Annotated in this window: 13 protein-coding genes; 3 read left to right on the forward strand and 10 right to left on the reverse strand. The window is 65.7% G+C overall.

All coding sequences use genetic code 11. From position 1 onward, the window contains the following. Positions 1 to 103: 103 nt before the first annotated feature. On the reverse strand, positions 104 to 1393 hold the full coding sequence (locus ACM0M4_RS30505) for an MFS transporter (RefSeq protein WP_003096941.1): 1290 nt from the start codon (positions 1391 to 1393) through the stop codon (positions 104 to 106). A 373-nt stretch (positions 1394 to 1766) separates the two neighbouring features. Between ACM0M4_RS30505 and ACM0M4_RS30510 the strand changes: the two genes are divergently transcribed. Then, positions 1767 to 2807, forward strand: a complete 1041-nt coding sequence (locus tag ACM0M4_RS30510; RefSeq protein ID WP_003458299.1) for a DUF5924 family protein — start codon at positions 1767 to 1769, stop codon at positions 2805 to 2807. Positions 2808 to 2825: 18 nt separating this feature from the next. On the opposite strand, the gene ACM0M4_RS30515 is transcribed toward ACM0M4_RS30510, so the two are convergent. The 4 genes from ACM0M4_RS30515 to ACM0M4_RS30530 form a co-directional block, all read right to left on the reverse strand. Next, positions 2826 to 4055 (reverse strand): nucleoside recognition domain-containing protein, encoded by a 1230-nt coding sequence (locus tag ACM0M4_RS30515; RefSeq protein ID WP_054375664.1) that lies wholly within the window; start codon positions 4053 to 4055, stop codon positions 2826 to 2828. 104 nt (positions 4056 to 4159) lie between these two features. Continuing rightward, positions 4160 to 5494: a glutamate/aspartate:proton symporter GltP gene (gene gltP, locus ACM0M4_RS30520; RefSeq protein ID WP_003096956.1), complete on the reverse strand. Its 1335-nt coding sequence runs from the start codon at positions 5492 to 5494 to the stop codon at positions 4160 to 4162. A 712-nt stretch (positions 5495 to 6206) separates the two neighbouring features. Then, positions 6207 to 6674 carry an inhibitor of vertebrate lysozyme family protein gene (locus ACM0M4_RS30525; protein ID WP_003114119.1) on the reverse strand — a complete coding sequence of 156 codons (468 nt, stop codon included), beginning with the start codon at positions 6672 to 6674 and terminating at the stop codon, positions 6207 to 6209. A 21-nt stretch (positions 6675 to 6695) separates the two neighbouring features. After that, positions 6696 to 6857: a DUF1328 domain-containing protein gene (locus ACM0M4_RS30530; RefSeq protein WP_003096961.1), complete on the reverse strand. Its 162-nt coding sequence runs from the start codon at positions 6855 to 6857 to the stop codon at positions 6696 to 6698. A gap of 476 nt (positions 6858 to 7333) precedes the next feature. On the opposite strand from ACM0M4_RS30530, the gene algB reads away from it, so the two are divergent. Then, positions 7334 to 8683 carry a sigma-54-dependent response regulator transcription factor AlgB gene (algB, locus tag ACM0M4_RS30535; RefSeq protein ID WP_003102840.1) on the forward strand — a complete coding sequence of 450 codons (1350 nt, stop codon included), beginning with the start codon at positions 7334 to 7336 and terminating at the stop codon, positions 8681 to 8683. Next, complete coding sequence (locus ACM0M4_RS30540; RefSeq protein ID WP_003458303.1) at positions 8680 to 10467, forward strand: KinB sensor domain-containing domain; 1788 nt, start codon at positions 8680 to 8682, stop codon at positions 10465 to 10467. The genes algB and ACM0M4_RS30540 overlap by 4 nt, the downstream gene beginning before the upstream one ends. Positions 10468 to 10501: 34 nt before the next feature. On the opposite strand, the gene ampDh2 is transcribed toward ACM0M4_RS30540, so the two are convergent. The 5 genes from ampDh2 to dsbA form a co-directional block, all read right to left on the reverse strand. Continuing rightward, on the reverse strand, positions 10502 to 11281 hold the full coding sequence (gene ampDh2, locus ACM0M4_RS30545; RefSeq protein WP_054375663.1) for an N-acetylmuramoyl-L-alanine amidase AmpDh2: 780 nt from the start codon (positions 11279 to 11281) through the stop codon (positions 10502 to 10504). Positions 11282 to 11310: 29 nt separating this feature from the next. Continuing rightward, positions 11311 to 11904, reverse strand: coding sequence for a MarC family protein (locus ACM0M4_RS30550; protein WP_003102836.1), 594 nt, complete (start codon positions 11902 to 11904; stop codon positions 11311 to 11313). A 117-nt stretch (positions 11905 to 12021) separates the two neighbouring features. After that, complete coding sequence (gene dgcP / locus ACM0M4_RS30555) at positions 12022 to 14037, reverse strand: diguanylate cyclase DgcP (RefSeq protein WP_017148697.1); 2016 nt, start codon at positions 14035 to 14037, stop codon at positions 12022 to 12024. Then, positions 14034 to 14912, reverse strand: coding sequence for an endonuclease/exonuclease/phosphatase family protein (locus ACM0M4_RS30560; RefSeq protein ID WP_003096975.1), 879 nt, complete (start codon positions 14910 to 14912; stop codon positions 14034 to 14036). The genes dgcP and ACM0M4_RS30560 overlap by 4 nt, the downstream gene beginning before the upstream one ends. Positions 14913 to 14927: 15 nt before the next feature. Continuing rightward, entirely contained in the window at positions 14928 to 15563 is a 636-nt protein-coding gene (gene dsbA / locus ACM0M4_RS30565; protein WP_003096976.1) for a thiol:disulfide interchange protein DsbA, read from the reverse strand. Positions 15564 to 15634 lie beyond the last annotated feature (71 nt).

Below are 15634 nucleotides of genomic sequence, written 5' to 3' on the forward strand. Positions count from 1 at the left end.
CTTCCTTCCTGTCTACGCGGTTTGGCGCAGCTCCGGTTGATCGACATCAACGCCGCCGCCGCAGCCCCGGCGGGAGCCGACGCACGGCATGCGGCGAAACGCCTCAGGCGTTGGCCAGCTCGGCCTCGGCGATCTCCTTGCCGCGCCGGCGGAACAGCACCAGGGTGGCGAGCAGCCCCAGCAGCGCCGCGCCACTGAGCCAGATGCCCGGAGCCGCGCGGTTGTCCAGGGTGTGGATCAGCCAGGTGCAGACCGCCGGGGTGAAACCACCGAAGGTCGCCGTAGCCAGGCTGTAGGCGAGGGAGAAACCGGTGGTGCGCACGTCCGCCGGCATCACCTCGGTCAACGCCACCACCATCGCGCCGTTGTAGCTGCTGTAGAGGAACGACAGCCACAACTCGACGCCGAGCAGGCCGGCGAAACTCGGCTCGCGGACCAGCCAGGACAGCGCCGGGTAGGCGGTCAGCAGTGCCAGCGCGGAGGCACCCAGCAACAATGGCTTGCGCCCGATGCGGTCGGAGAACGCGCCCATCACCGGCAGCCAGATGAAGTTGGACAGGCCGATGCACATGGTCACCAGCAGGCTGTCGAGGTCCGACAGTTGCAACTCATTCTTGCCGAAGGTCGGCGTGTAGGCGGTGATCAGGTAGAACGATACGGTGGTCATCACCACCATCGCGGTACCGGCCAGCACTACGCCGAAGTTCTGCCCGATGGAGCGCAGCACCTGCGACAGCGACGGTCGGTGGGTGCGCGCCTCGAACTCCGGAGTTTCCTCCAGCGAGCGACGGATGACGAACAGCGCCGGAACGATCAGGCAGCCGATGAAGAACGGTACGCGCCAGCCCCATTCGCCCATGTCCTGCGGGCTCAGCCACTGGTTGAGGAGCACGCCGAGCAGGCCGGCGAAGACCACCGCGACCTGCTGGCTCGCCGACTGCCAACTGACGAAGAAGCCTTTGCGTCCTGGCGTGGCGATCTCCGACAGGTAGACCGAAACCCCTCCCAGCTCGACGCCGGCGGAAAAACCCTGCAGGAGCCGGCCGAACAGCACCAGCAACGGCGCCGCCACGCCCAGCGTGGCATAGCCGGGAACGAAGGCGATCAGCAGGGTGCCCATGGCCATCAGGCCGAGGGTGATGATCAGGCCCTGGCGGCGGCCGTGGCGATCGATGTAGGCGCCCAGGAACACCGCACCCAGCGGCCGCATCAGGAAGCCGGCGCCAAAGGTGGCGAGGGACAGCATCAGGGAGGCGAACGGGTTGTCGCCGGGGAAGAAGGTCTTGGCGATGGCGGTGGCGTAGAAGCCATACACCATGAAGTCGTACATCTCGAGGAAGTTGCCACTGACCACACGGAAAATGGCGACACCTTTGGATTTATTAGAGGCCATGGGACACACACTCAGGCAGACACGGGGAAGCGGTCCATGGCGGCGTCGATGGCCACGCAGGCGGGTACGTCATCCATCGACCGAGTTGTAACCATATGTGTAAAAACTCCTGTCGAACAATCTAAAATTGCCCGAAAGGTGCGAATGGAAGGGGTTTGAAAGACTGTCGAAAGCTTCGCGACCATCGGTCGGGAAAGCGACGCCTTTTTCCCTGGTCGACCTCCAGAAAGGAGAGCGGAGCCTCTGTCGGGCGAAGGAAACATTCGCCACGCGGCAGCTGTCCTTCGTTCATACCCAGGAAACCCGGCCGGGGTTATGCTGCGCGCCCCGGCCGGCTGGCCGAGCAGCTCCGATCGAGAACCCGCTGGTCCCCATGCCCAACCAACAACGCCCCGTCCTCAAGGCCCGCCTGGAGCAACTGATCGCCCTGGTCGGCGGCCTGATGGCCCGCTATCCGCGCACCATCGCCCTGTTCGGCTTCTGTTCGGGCGTGTTCAGTTTCATCATGGTCGACCGGCAGAAGGGCTTCGCCCAGGTGCTGGCGATCATCATGCTGGTCAGTTGGGTCTGGTTGATCCTCGAGAACCTCCTGCGGGAGACCTTCGCCCGCCGCTTCGGCTGGGAGATCCCGGCACCGCTGCTGCGCTACGCGACCCAACTGATCCACCAGGAAAGCCTGTTCTTCGTCCTGCCGTTCTTTCTCATCACCACCACCTGGAACAGCGGTCAGGCGCTGTTCACAGGGACGCTGGCCGCCGCGGCGCTGATCTCCATCACCGATCCGCTCTACTATCGCTGGCTGTCCAGGCGTCGCTGGGTGTTCCTCGCCTACCACACCCTGACCCTGTTCGCGGTGTTGCTGACCTCGCTGCCGATCCTGCTGCACCTGACCACCCCGGAAAGCTACCGGTTGTCGCTGGGCATCGCCGTCGTGCTGTCCTTCCCCAGCCTGCTCGTGACCTTCCCGCTACAGCACTGGTGGCGCGGCTTCCTGCTTCTCGGCCTGACCCTGGCAGTGGGCCTGGCCGGCTGGTTCGGCCGTACCTGGGTGCCGCCGGCCACCCTGTGGCTGACCGAAGTGGCGGTGAGCAGCCAGTTCGACGACCAGAGCCGCACGCCCGGCGACAGCCTGGAGCAGGTCGGCGCCAGCCAGTTGCGCAGCCAGGGCCTGTTCGCCTATACCGCGATCAACGCGCCGCGCGGCCTCGACGAGCGCATCTATCACGTGTGGATGTTCAACGGGAAGGAGTTCGACCGCATCGCCCTGGATATCCACGGCGGCCGCAAGGAGGGCTACCGGGCCTGGACCCACAAGCAGAACTTCCCCGGCGACCCGGTCGGCCACTGGCAGGTGAAGGTACTCACCGAGGCCGGACAGATGATCGGTACCCTGCGCTTCGACGTCACCCAGTGACGTCGAAGCCTGGCGACTTCAGGCGAAGAACCAGTAGCACACGCCGATGGAGGCGATGACCCCGGCCAGGTCCGCGGTCAGCGCGCAGCCCACCGCGTGGCGCGCGCGCTGCAGGCCGACCGAGCCGAAATAGACGGCGAGCACGTAGAAGGTGGTCTCGGTACTGCCCTGCACGGTGGCGGCGACCAGCGCCGGGAAACTGTCGACGCCGTGGGTCTGCATGGTCTCCAGCAGCATCGCCCGCGCCGCGCTGCCGGAGAACGGCTTGACCAGCGCGGTGGGCAGCGCCTCGACGAAGCGGCTGTCCCAGCCCAGCCCCTCGACCGCCCAGCGTATCCCGCCGAGTACCACTTCCAGCGCCCCGGAGGCGCGCAACACGCCAACCGCGCAAAGCATTGCGACCAGGTACGGCAACAGGTTCCTGGCGACGTCGAAACCTTCCTTCGCCCCCTCCACGAAGCTCTCGTAGACCGGCACCTTCTTCAGCGCGCCGACGATCAGGAACAGCACGATCAGGCTGAACAGCGTCAGGTTGCCCAGCAGCGAGGACAGCTGCGCCAGCGCGGTGGCCGAGAGCGTGCCGAGCACCGCCATGAAGCCGGCCAGCAGCAACGCGCCGGGGATCAGGTAGGCCAGCACCACCGGGTCCCACAAGCGCAGGCGCTGCATCAGCGCCACCGACAACAGGCCGGCCAGGGTCGAGGCGCTGGTGGCCAGGAGGATCGGCAGGAATACCAGGGTCGGATCGGCCGCGCCCTGCTGCGCGCGGTACATGAAGATAGTCACCGGCAGCAGGGTCAGGGACGAGGCGTTGATCACCAGGAAGAGGATCTGCGCATTGCTCGCGGTGGTGCTGCTGGGATTGAGCTCCTGCAACGCCTTCATCGCCTTCAGGCCGATCGGCGTGGCGGCGTTGTCCAGACCCAGGCCATTGGCGGCGAAGTTCAGGGTGATCAGGCCGATCGCCGGATGCCCCGGCGGCACTTCCGGCATCAGCCGGCGGAACAGCGGTCCGAGCAGCACCGCCAGGCGCTCCACCAGCCCGGCCTTCTCGGCGATGCGCAGGAAACCGAGCCAGAGCGTCAGGGTGCCGAACAGCAGGACCATCACCTCGACCGCCAGCTTGGCCATGGCGAACAGGCTCTCCACCATCGCCGCGAACACCGTCGCATCGCCGCCGATCAACCAGCGCGCCAGCGCACTCGCCGCCGCCACCAGGAAAAAACCCAACCACAAGCCGTTCAGCATTCAGAATCCCCCGCGTTGCGCGGATGATAGCGGCGCAGGCGGTGCCGGCGCCAGAAACGCCGAGGCCCCGGACGATGCCGGGGCCTCCTGGGCGGGAAGCCGCCTTATTCGAGGGTGGCCTGCTTGCCCTTGGCTTCGCCGACCGCCTGCCGCAGGTGCGGCAGCGAATCCCAGTAGCGCTGGCCCTTGGCCGCGTCGTACATGCCTTCCCACTTGGAGATGACCAGCACCGCGAGGGCATTGCCGATCACGTTGAGGGCGGTGCGCGCCATGTCCATGATGCGGTCCACGCCGGCGATGAAGGCCAGGCCCTCGAGCGGGATGCCGACGCTGCCCAGGGTGGCGAGCAGCACCACGAAGGATACGCCCGGCACGCCGGCGATACCCTTGGAGGTCACCATCAGGGTCAGCACCAGCATGATCTGCTGGCCGATGGACAGGTCGATGCCGTAGAGCTGCGCGATGAAGATCGCCGCGATGCTCTGGTACAGGGTCGAGCCATCGAGGTTGAAGGAGTAGCCGGTGGGCACCACGAAGCTGCTGATCGCCTTCGGCGCGCCGTAGGCTTCCATTTTCTCGATGATGCGCGGCAGCACGGTTTCCGAGCTGGCGGTGGAATAGGCGAGGACCAGGTCGTCCTTGAAGATGCGGATCAGGCGCATGATCGAGAAGCCGAACATCCGCGCGATCAGGCCCAGCACCACCAGGGCGAAGAAGACGATGGCCACGTAGACCAGGATCACCAGCTTGGCCAGCGGCAGCAGCGAGGCGAAGCCGAAGTTGGCGACGGTCACCGCGATCAGGGCGAAGACACCGATAGGGGCGTACTTCATGATCATGTGGGTGACCTTGAACATGGTCTCGGAAACGCCCTGGAACACCTTCACCAGCGGCTCGCGCAGATCGTTGGGCAGGCTCGACAGGCCGAGGCCGAACATCACCGAGAAGAAGATGATCGGCAGCATCTCGCCACGGGCGATGGCGGCGAAGACGTTGGAGGGAATCAGGTTGAGGATGGTCGCGATGAACGCATGGTCATGCTGCACTTCCTGGGTGGTCTTCTGGTACTGGGAAATGTCCACGGTACCCAGGGTGCTCATGTCGATGCCGGTGCCGGGCTGGAACAGGTTGGCCAGCAGCAGGCCGACGACGATGGCGACGGTGGTGACGATCTCGAAGTAGATGATGGTCTTCAGGCCGATGCGGCCAAGCTTCTTCGCGTCGCCGACGCCGGCGATGCCGACCACCAGCGAGGAAATCACGATCGGCACCACGATCATCTTGATCAGACGGATGAAGATGTCGCCGGCCGGTTGCAGCACGTTGGCGATCCACCAGGCCTTTTCGGCGCTGAAATGGTTGAGCACTGCGCCGACGGCGATACCGAGTGCCAGACCGATCACGATCTGCCAGGCGAGGCTTAGCTTGGCTTTACCCATGTTTCGTCACCCTTAATTCTTGTGGAAGTCGGGAGTCGCTCCAACGGGAGAGTCGCTCCCGACAGGCGAAAGGGCGCAATGATTCATGCGCTCCCCTACCCCGTCTAATGCCGTAAGTGACTGCCCCATGCCGAATCGGCATGAGAAATCACTAATGAAACGTCCGTCCCACAGGAAATTGCCCTTGATTTTCGTACAAGAACAGGGAGCGGAAGGCACTCCGTGCAAGGCCCGGGAGCCTCGTGCCCATCCTGGGAAGTTGAAAGTCGCTCATCATCGCTGCGATGCATGGTCGCAGGACACGCAAGGCCGTCCGGCACGCCATCGCCGGCTGTGGATAAGCGGCATTCTGTGGATAACCGCGCGGTAAAGCCCTTCTGGGAGGGCGCCTCGGAACGCGCGGGCGGTCGATTGTAAAACGACTCCGCCATCCACAGGCATTGATCGATATCAGGGAAGTTCGCGGAGTATCGCTCCGGAAGCCGACGCTCCGCCGGACGGCGGAGCATCGTACCCCTTCTATATATAGAAGCGCGCCGGAAGGCAGCGAGACATCGGTGGCTCCCCTCCGGCGCGTTTTCGCCTGGCCCGACCCCGAAGGAGGTACTCCCTGTACCCCTGGAACCCGCCGGATCGACCTCACCCAGCGCATCCCGGTCCCCTGGCCATGCCCCGCTGCGGGCGGGGCGGTGTCACGCAAGCCCGTTCCGCCTCAGTACCAGTTCGGATCGGCCTTGAGTTGTTCGTCGAGGATCTTCTGTACCGCCGGTTCCGGCTTGCCCAGCCAGCGGAAGCTGGCGTGCTTGCTCGGCGACTTGTCCTGCGGCAGCCCTTCGGGCACCTGCACGTAGAGCCCGTAGGCATGACTCTTGTCCCAATCGAAGGCGACCAGCAGGCGCTGGCCCTTGCAATCGGACTTCTCGCAGAGACCGCCAACCAGATACTTGTCGCCCTGGTCGTCGACGGCATGCATCGGCGTAGCGGTTCCCGAGAGATTCATCACCCAGTCGGGCAAGCGGCTCTCGTCTTCCACCAGGTTCTGCCAGGCCTTGCGGTATCCGGCATCGGTGCTCTGCAGTTCGTTCAAGCGGTATTCGCCGTCCCTGTCGGCCGCCACCGCCAGCGAACTGGCGGCGGCACCGAGCAGCAGTGCGTTCATCAGGTTACGCATGAGTCGCATCGCTTTCTCCTTGGCATCCGGTTAGCCGCGACGGCGTCCGAAGAAGAACGAGACCACGAAGAGCACCAGGAACAGCACGAAGAGGATCTTCGCGATTCCGGTGGCGGCACCTGCGATGCCACCAAACCCGAGGACGGCAGCGATGATGGCGATGATCAGAAAGGTGATAGCCCAACTAAGCATGATGTTTTCTCCTGTGTGCCTTCGGAACTGTCGGTACCGCCTCGGGGCCAGGCCCATCGGGGTAGCGAACCGGCCTGTGTCCATTTTTTCTTCAGGGAGACCGTGACTACCTCATTGCACGCCGCATGCCAGCCTTTCTGAAAAATAAAAACACTTTTAATTCAATAAGTTATAAAACAACCCAGGTAGTCTGCGCAGTTCATCCTGCACGACGCGACAAATTATTCCGGGCGTTTTGCACGATCGGCGCGGTACGCTGTCACATGCAACAGGGAAGCGACCCGGCACCTGCTACCCGGAGCCATCCGTGGAGCCGCCACGGCTTCCCGAAAACCCAAGAACAGCAACATCGGCAGGTTGCACGCCGCCCTGGCCGCCCGGATGGGCGGCGGGGCGCTCTGCAACTTGCATGGGCTTTCCGGGGACTAACCCAGAAGCCGAATGGCAGTGAATTCCCTAGAGGATAAAAAGCAACGATGGAAACCACTTCCGAAAAACAGGGGCGCATCCTGCTGGTCGATGACGAGTCGGCGATCCTGCGCACTTTCCGTTATTGCCTCGAAGACGAAGGCTACAGCGTGGCCACCGCCAGCAGCGCGCCGCAGGCGGAGGCCCTGTTGCAGCGCCAGGTATTCGACCTGTGCTTCCTCGACCTGCGCCTGGGCGAAGACAACGGGCTCGACGTTCTCGCCCAGATGCGCGTCCAGGCGCCATGGATGCGCGTGGTGATCGTCACCGCGCATTCGGCGGTGGATACCGCGGTCGACGCCATGCAGGCCGGCGCGGTGGATTACCTGGTCAAGCCCTGCAGCCCGGACCAACTGCGCCTGGCCGCCGCCAAGCAACTGGAGGTGCGCCAACTGACCGCGCGCCTGGAGGCCCTGGAGGACGAAGTGCGCCGCCAGGGCGACGGCCTGGAATCGCACAGCCCGGCCATGGCCGCGGTACTGGAGACCGCGCGCCAGGTAGCGGCGACCGACGCCAACATCCTCATCCTCGGCGAATCCGGCTCCGGCAAGGGCGAACTGGCACGCGCCATCCACACCTGGAGCAAACGCGCGAAGAAGCCCCAGGTCACCATCAACTGCCCGTCGCTGACCGCCGAACTGATGGAAAGCGAACTGTTCGGGCACAGTCGCGGCGCCTTCACCGGTGCCACCGAAAGCACCCTGGGCAGGGTCAGCCAGGCTGACGGCGGCACCCTGTTCCTCGACGAGATCGGCGACTTCCCGCTGACCTTGCAACCCAAGCTGCTGCGCTTCATCCAGGACAAGGAATACGAACGCGTCGGCGATCCGGTGACCCGCCGCGCCGACGTACGCATCCTTGCCGCGACCAACCGCGACCTGGGCGCGATGGTCGCCCAGGGCCAGTTCCGCGAGGACCTGCTCTACCGCCTCAACGTGATCGTGCTCAACCTGCCTCCCCTGCGCGAACGCGCCGAGGATATCCTCGGCCTGGCCGAACGTTTCCTCGCTCGCTTCGTCAAGGACTACGGCCGCCCCGCCCGCGGCTTCAGCGAAGCCGCCCGCGAGGCCATGCGGCAATACCCCTGGCCGGGCAACGTACGCGAGCTACGCAACGTGATCGAACGCGCCAGCATCATCTGCAACCAGGAACTGGTGGATGTCGACCACCTCGGTTTCAGCGCTGCGCAATCTGCCAGCAGCGCGCCGCGGATCGGCGAATCGCTGAGCCTGGAAGACCTGGAGAAAGCCCATATCACGGCGGTGATGGCCTCCAGCGCGACCCTCGACCAGGCCGCCAAGACCCTCGGTATCGATGCCTCGACCCTGTACCGGAAGCGCAAGCAGTACGGCCTATGAGCATGCCGCTGCCGATGAAGCTCCGGACCCGGTTGTTCCTCAGCATTTCCGCGCTGATCACCGTCTCGCTGTTCGGCCTGCTGCTCGGGCTGTTCAGCGTGATGCAGCTCGGCCGCGCCCAGGAACAACGGATGTCGCACCACTACGCGACCATCGAGGTGAGCCAGCAACTGCGCCAGTTGCTCGGCGACCAGTTGGTCATACTGCTCCGCGAAACCCCCGACGGGCAGGCCCTGGAGCGCTCGCAAAACGACTTCCGACGAGTCCTGGAACAGGGCCGGGCGAATACCGTCGACAGCGCCGAGCAGGCCGCCCTGGATGGCGTCCGCAACGCCTACCTGCAACTGCAGGCGCACACCCCGGCCCTGCTCGAGGCGCCCATGGCCGACAACGACGGCTTCAGCGAAGCCTTCAATGGCCTGCGCCTGCGCCTGCAGGACCTGCAGCAACTGGCGCTGGCCGGCATCAGCGAAGCCGAGACCAGCGCCCGCCATCGTGCCTACCTGGTCGCCGGCCTGCTTGGCCTGGTGGGCGTCGCCATCCTGCTGATCGGTTTCGTCACCGCCCACAGCATCGCCCGGCGCTTCGGCGCGCCGATCGAAACCCTGGCGCGGGCGGCGGACAGGATCGGCGAAGGCGATTTCGACGTGACCCTGCCGATGACCAACGTCGCCGAGGTCGGCCAGTTGACCCGGCGTTTCGGCCTGATGGCCGAGGCCCTGCGGCAGTATCGCAAGACCAGCGTCGAAGAGGTGCTTTCCGGCGAGCGGCGCCTGCAGGCGGTACTCGACAGCATCGACGACGGCCTGGTGATCTTCGACAACCAGGGACGCATCGAACACGCCAACCCGGTCGCGATCCGCCAGCTGTTCGTCTCCAACGACCCCCATGGCAAGCGGATCGACGAAATACTCAGCGATGTCGATGTCCAGGAGGCGGTGGAAAAGGCCCTGCTCGGCGAAGTCCAGGACGAGGCGATGCCCGACCTGGTGGTGGACGTCGCCGGCGAGTCGCGCCTGCTGGCCTGGTCGCTGTATCCGGTCACCCATCCCGGCGGGCATAGCGTCGGCGCGGTGCTGGTGGTCCGCGACGTGACCGAGCAGCGCGCCTTCGAACGGGTCCGCAGCGAATTCGTCCTGCGTGCCTCCCACGAACTGCGTACGCCGGTGACCGGCATGCAGATGGCCTTCAGCCTGCTCCGCGAACGCCTGGACTTCCCCGCGGAGTCACGGGAAGCGGACCTGATCCAGACGGTGGACGAAGAGATGTCGCGGCTGGTCCTGCTGATCAACGACCTGTTGAACTTCTCGCGCTACCAGACCGGCATGCAGAAGCTCGAACTGGCTTCCTGCGACCTCGTCGACCTGCTCACCCAGGCGCAGCAGCGTTTCATTCCCAAGGGCGAGGCCCGCCGGGTCTCGCTGCAACTGGAGCTGGGCGATGAGCTGCCGCGCCTGCAGCTCGATCGCCTGCAGATCGAGCGGGTGATCGACAACCTGCTGGAAAACGCCCTGCGCCATAGCAGCGAAGGCGGGCAGATCCACCTGCAGGCCCGGCGCCAGGGCGACCGGGTGCTGATCGCGGTGGAAGACAATGGCGAAGGCATTCCCTTCAGCCAGCAAGGACGGATCTTCGAGCCTTTCGTCCAGGTCGGACGCAAGAAGGGCGGCGCCGGCCTCGGCCTGGCGCTGTGCAAGGAAATCATCCAGCTGCATGGCGGGCGCATCGCGGTGCGCTCGCAACCGGGCCAGGGCGCGCGCTTCTACATGCTGCTGCCGGTGTGACCGGGGCCGCTCCCGGCAGGCTTTTCCACAGGCCTCAGGAAGTCGGCACCGCCAGCAGCAGGGCGGCGGTTTCCAGGTCCGGCTCGCCATCGAAGCGGGCCGGACGGTATTTCATCTGGAAAGCGCCGATGACGTCGCGGGTGTCCTTCTCCAGATCGCCGGTCTGCGGCACCAGGTAACCGTGCCGCGCCAACTGCTGCTGGAACCAGCGCACATCCGGCAGCTGGCCGTTCAGTTCGGCGAGCCGGCGCGCCAATTCGCCGGGCTTCGGCCAGGGCACCAGGCCGGCGTCGGCGAGGCGCTTCCAGGGGAACAGCGGACCCGGATCGACCTTGCGGCCCGGCGCGATATCGCTGTGTCCGATGATCCGGTCCGGGGTGATGCCGTGGCGCTTGGCGATGTCCTTCAGCAGGGGGATCAGCGCCTGGATCTGTGCTTCGCTGAACGGATACCAGACCCGCCCCTGGGGTGTATCGCGATAGCCCTGGTTGACGATCTCGATGCCGATCGAGGTGGCGTTCAGCCAGGTCCGGCCCTGCCATTCACTGACCCCGGCGTGCCAGGCGCGGCGGTTCTCATCCACCAGGCGGTAGACGGTGGCCGGCTCGTCGTCGCCGATCAGGTAGTGCGCGCTGACGCCGCCGTGGGTGAGGATGCCCAGCGAATGCGGCAGATCGGTGGAGGTGTAGTGGAGGACGATGAACTGGACGCGGCTGTCCTGGTTCGCCGAGGTGTAGTCGGTGTTCAGGCGCGGGCCGCTGGAGCAGCCGGCCAGTAGCGACAGGGTGAAAGCCAGTAGAACGAACGAACGCATGATGACTCCGAAAAAAATGGGCAGCGCGGTCAGGCGGCGATGTGCAACACGCTGCGCAGGTTGTCCAACAGCATATCGACGCTGAGCATGATCAGCAGCATGCCGGCCAGCCGCTCGATGGCGGTCAGCCCGCGCGGGCCGAGGAAACGCTGGAGGAACGCCGCCTGCAGCAGGATCAGCGCAGTAGCGGCCCAGGCCAGCACCACCGCCAGGTAAAGCTCCCACAGCGGACCGTCGAAGGTGGTGCGCAGGGTGATCAGCATCGCCAGCGCCGAGGGCCCGGCCACCGCCGGGGTGGCCAGGGGTACCAGCAGCGGCTCGCCGTCGGGCACTTCGCCGAGCAGCCCTTGGGGCGACGGGAAGATCAGGCGCATGGCGATCACGAACAGGATGATGCCACCCGCGATCCCGGTCGCCTCGCGGGACAGGCCGAGGCCGCTGAGGATGTGCTCGCCGAGGGTGAGGAAGAGCAGCAGCAGGCCCAGGGCGAAGGCCAGCTCGCGAAACGCCACGCGCAGGCGGCGCCCAGGTGCGACGCCTTTCAGCGCGGCGAGGAACACGGCGATGTTGCCGAAGGGGTCGGTGACCAGAAAGATCAGGACGGCGACGCCGAACATATCCATGGGAGTTTCCAGAGCGGGACAGCCGGTCATTCTACCGGGCGGGACCATTCTAGCGAGCCGCGGCAACACCTGCAGGCGAGCCCGTCCCGAGTCGTCGGAATGTGCGCTGGTCGCCCTTCAGGCCACTTCCAGGCGGTCCCGGCCGGCGCGCTTGGCTCGATACAGCGCCTGGTCGGCACGCTCGAAAACCGCTTCGCCGGCCTCGTTGCCTTCGAACGCGGTGATGCCGGCGGAACAGGTGATGCTCAGGGGCTCGCCCTTGAAATGGAACGGACAGGCGGCGATCGCCGCGCGCAGCCGTTCGAGCAGTTGCCGGCCGGCTTCCAGGGACGTGGCCGGGAGCAGGACGACGAACTCCTCGCCGCCGAAACGGGCGATGAAATCGGCCTGCCGCAACCGTTTGCGCAATTCGCCGGCAATGATCTTCAGCACCTTGTCCCCGGCCAGGTGGCCGAAGTCGTCGTTGATCCGCTTGAAGTGGTCGATGTCCAGCACCGCCAGCAGCAGATCGCCGCCGTCCCGGTGCCGGCGCGTCACTTCCTGTTCCAGGCGCTCGCTGAGCGCCGCGCGGTTGGGCAGGCCGGTCAGCGGATCGGTCAGGGCTTTCTGTCGCTGGTCCTCCAGGTGGCTGTGGAACGCCTTGGCATCCTGCTCCATGCTGTTGACCCGCTCCATCAGCGCCTGCAGGCGGCCGGACACCTCCTGTTCGTGCTCGGCCTGTTCGCGCTGGTGTTCGTCCATGGAGGCAAGCAGGCCGTTCAGCCGGCTGTCCACCGCCAGCTTGAGGCTGTTCAGGTCGGTCGCCTGCTGCACGCTGGCCTGCAGGCCACTGACCTGCTCACGCAGCGATTGGTCGAAGCCGCGCGCGTTGTCCAGCACGTCGGTATAGCCGGCGTGGGCGTCGCCCAGGTGGCCGAGGAAGCTTTCCAGGCGCTCGTTGAGTTGCCGCAGGTATTCCTCGAAGTCGCGCTGGCCACTGTCCGCCAGGGACAGCACCAGCACCGCCAGGTCGTCGAGTACCGGCACCAGCTCATACCAGTTCAGGCTGCCATCGATCCGCTCCCGCAGCGCCTCGGCCTGGGGCTGGTGGCTGCTCGGCAGGGACAGACCGTCGAGCAGCCGCAGCAGGCTGGCCTCGATGTGCGGCGCCACCGCGCTGTAGCCGGGCTCCGGTATCGGCGGCGGCAGTTCGTAGGCCTCGTCTACCGCCTGCCCGTCGAGGTTATCCACAGGAGTGGCCGGAGCTTCGGGCGCGCTTTCAACGTCCGCCGGCATTGCGGGCGACGGCTCCGCACCCGCTTCTTCCAGCGTCTCGCTAAAGCTCAGGCCGGCCGGTAGCGGCAGGCTGTCGAGCCAGATTTCCCGGGGCTCATCCAGCAGGATCTGGTTCGGCTCGCCACGCTCGGCGACCCCGACCCAACCCGCTGGCGCGCTTTCGATGGCGGCGACCGTGCGGGCGGGCAACGGCTGCGGCGGACCGCCTGGCGCCTCGTCGTGCTCGGCGACCGGCAGGGACGGCGCGGCCGCCGCCGGTTGGATCGGTGTATTGCTTGCCGCCACAACGGACGGCACCGATGCGCTCGGCTCCGCGGTGGTTTCCGACTCCTTGCCGCCGAACAGGCGTTGCAACAGGCTCGGGCGACCGTCTTCGGCATCGCCGCCCTTGCGCTCGGCCAGCGCCTGGCGTTGCAGCCTGCTCAGCTCGCTGAGCAGGATCGGAATCTCGCGCGACTGCCGGGCGCGCTCCTCGATATCGCGGGCGAACTGCTTCAGCGGCTTGCGCAGTTCCCGCGGCAGGTCCAGGGCCAGCAACTGCTGGGCCAGTTCGCCGAGAGCATCGATGTTCTGCTGGGTGCGTTGCTGGCGGCGCTGTTCGGAGTCGAGCACGGCCTTTTCCAGGCGCGGAATCAGGCCCGACAGGCCGGCGTCCATGTCGTCGCGACGGAGGATCTCGCGCAGCTCCTTCATGCACTGGTCGACCGCCTTGTCGCTGCCTTCGGCCGCCAGACTGCTACGCACCAGGCCGCGACGCAGCAGGTCGATCCGGGCATCCCAGCGCCGTTGCAGGCGCTCCTGCTGCTCGATGTTCTCCAGGTACTTGTCTTTCCAGCGCTGGACGTCGTCGCGACTCATGGCGGACTCCCGGCATCCCCGCGCACGACCAAGGCCTTGTCGCGCAGGTTGTCCGGCAGGCGAATCTCCACCGATACCGGCAGATGGTCGGAGATCGGCTGGTCGAGCACGTCGACCCGCTCGAGAGCGAGATCGGAACTGAGCAGGATATGATCAAGATTGCGCTGCGGCCGCCAGCTGGGAAACGTCGCCTCGACCTGCGGCGCCATCAGGCCGAGGTCGCGCAGGGGCGAGTTTTCCAGAAGATCGACGGCGTGGGTGTTCATGTCGCCCATCAGCACCTGGTGGCGGTAGTCGCCGATCAGCTCGCGGATATAGGCGAGCTGGCGGGTGCGGGTGCGAGCGCCGAGAGCGAGATGCATCATCACTACCACCAGCGCGTCGGCGCCTTCGCCAAAGCGCACGAAGATCGCGCCGCGTCCCGGCGGACCGGGCAACGGATGATCTTCCAGCAGGGTCGGCCGCCAGCGGCTGAGCAGGCCGTTGCTGTGCTGGGCGATACGCCCGAGGTTGCGGTTGAGCTGCTGGTACCAGTAGGGGAACGCCCCCAACTGGGCCAAGTGCTCGACCTGATTGACGTAGCCGGAACGCAGGCTGCCGCCGTCGGCTTCCTGGAGGGCGACGAGGTCGTAGTCGGCGAGCAGTTCGCCGATCCGCTTCAGGTTGGTCGCCCGCCCCGCGTGGGGCAGCAGGTGCTGCCAACCGCGGGTCAGGTAGTGGCGGTAGCGCTCGGTGCTGATACCGACCTGGATGTTGAAGCTGAGAAGGCGCAGGCGGCCGTCGTCGGGCAGCTCCCGCGAATCGTCACAGGAGGGGTTCACTCGCGGGTCGCAGCTGCCTGCGACCCGAGGTTCACGCTGCCAGCGGCGCAACATGCCGAATCACCTTGCCTACTTCTTGGCCGCTGCGCGCTCTTTCTCGATCAGGTAGTCGGCCAGCTTGAGGGTTTCCTCCGGACCACCGGCGGAGCCGATGTCGAAGCGGTATTTGCCATTGACCACCATGGTCGGTACGCCGGTGACCTGGTAGGCCATCGCCAGCTTCTTGGCCTTTTCCATCTGGCCCTTGATGGCAAAGGAATTATAGGTGCTCAGGAATTTTTCCTTGTCCACGCCCTTGCCGGCGAGGAAATCGGCCATTTCTTCCGGAGTGGCGAGCTTCTTGTGCTCCTTGTGGATCGCCTCGAACACGGCGTTGTGTACGTCATGCTCGACACCCATGCTTTCCAGGGTCAGGAACATCTGCCCATGGACGTTCCAGATACCGCCGAACAGGGCAGGCAGGCGCACGAAATGGACATCTGCCGGCAGCTTCTCGCTCCACGGCACGATGGTCGGCTCGAACGCGTAGCAATGCGGGCAGCCATACCAGAACAGTTCCACCACTTCGATCTTGCCCGGCTGGGACACCGGCACCGGGCTGCTCAGCTCGACGTATTCCTTGCCGGCGGTATAGTCGTCGGCCTGGGCGGCCATGCCGAACAGGCTGGCCATGGCCAGCATGGCGGTGAGAATCAGGTTACGCATCGTTCACTCCTAGGCGAGGTCAGTGCCGCTCTCCGGCCGGGTTCGGCCCGGTCAGTTCGACCGGGGGGAGC

This window comes from Pseudomonas sp. 18-147 (assembly GCF_051048045.1).
GTDB classification, from domain to species: Bacteria; Pseudomonadota; Gammaproteobacteria; order Pseudomonadales; family Pseudomonadaceae; genus Pseudomonas; species Pseudomonas aeruginosa.

What these genes read in the sequence shown, in the direction of transcription:
- ACM0M4_RS30515 (WP_054375664.1), bottom strand. Translation starts at nt 4,055, where the DNA reads ATGCTGAACGGCTTGTGGTTGGGTTTTTTCCTGGTGGCGGCGGCGAGT.
- ACM0M4_RS30550 (WP_003102836.1), bottom strand. Translation starts at nt 11,904, where the DNA reads ATGGATATGTTCGGCGTCGCCGTCCTGATCTTTCTGGTCACCGACCCC.
- algB (WP_003102840.1), top strand. Translation starts at nt 7,334, where the DNA reads ATGGAAACCACTTCCGAAAAACAGGGGCGCATCCTGCTGGTCGATGAC.
- ACM0M4_RS30505 (WP_003096941.1), bottom strand. Translation starts at nt 1,393, where the DNA reads ATGGCCTCTAATAAATCCAAAGGTGTCGCCATTTTCCGTGTGGTCAGT.
- ACM0M4_RS30530 (WP_003096961.1), bottom strand. Translation starts at nt 6,857, where the DNA reads ATGCTTAGTTGGGCTATCACCTTTCTGATCATCGCCATCATCGCTGCC.
- gltP (WP_003096956.1), bottom strand. Translation starts at nt 5,494, where the DNA reads ATGGGTAAAGCCAAGCTAAGCCTCGCCTGGCAGATCGTGATCGGTCTG.
- ACM0M4_RS30540 (WP_003458303.1), top strand. Translation starts at nt 8,680, where the DNA reads ATGAGCATGCCGCTGCCGATGAAGCTCCGGACCCGGTTGTTCCTCAGC.
- ACM0M4_RS30560 (WP_003096975.1), bottom strand. Translation starts at nt 14,912, where the DNA reads ATGTTGCGCCGCTGGCAGCGTGAACCTCGGGTCGCAGGCAGCTGCGAC.
- ampDh2 (WP_054375663.1), bottom strand. Translation starts at nt 11,281, where the DNA reads ATGCGTTCGTTCGTTCTACTGGCTTTCACCCTGTCGCTACTGGCCGGC.
- ACM0M4_RS30525 (WP_003114119.1), bottom strand. Translation starts at nt 6,674, where the DNA reads ATGCGACTCATGCGTAACCTGATGAACGCACTGCTGCTCGGTGCCGCC.
- ACM0M4_RS30510 (WP_003458299.1), top strand. Translation starts at nt 1,767, where the DNA reads ATGCCCAACCAACAACGCCCCGTCCTCAAGGCCCGCCTGGAGCAACTG.
- dgcP (WP_017148697.1), bottom strand. Translation starts at nt 14,037, where the DNA reads ATGAGTCGCGACGACGTCCAGCGCTGGAAAGACAAGTACCTGGAGAAC.
- dsbA (WP_003096976.1), bottom strand. Translation starts at nt 15,563, where the DNA reads ATGCGTAACCTGATTCTCACCGCCATGCTGGCCATGGCCAGCCTGTTC.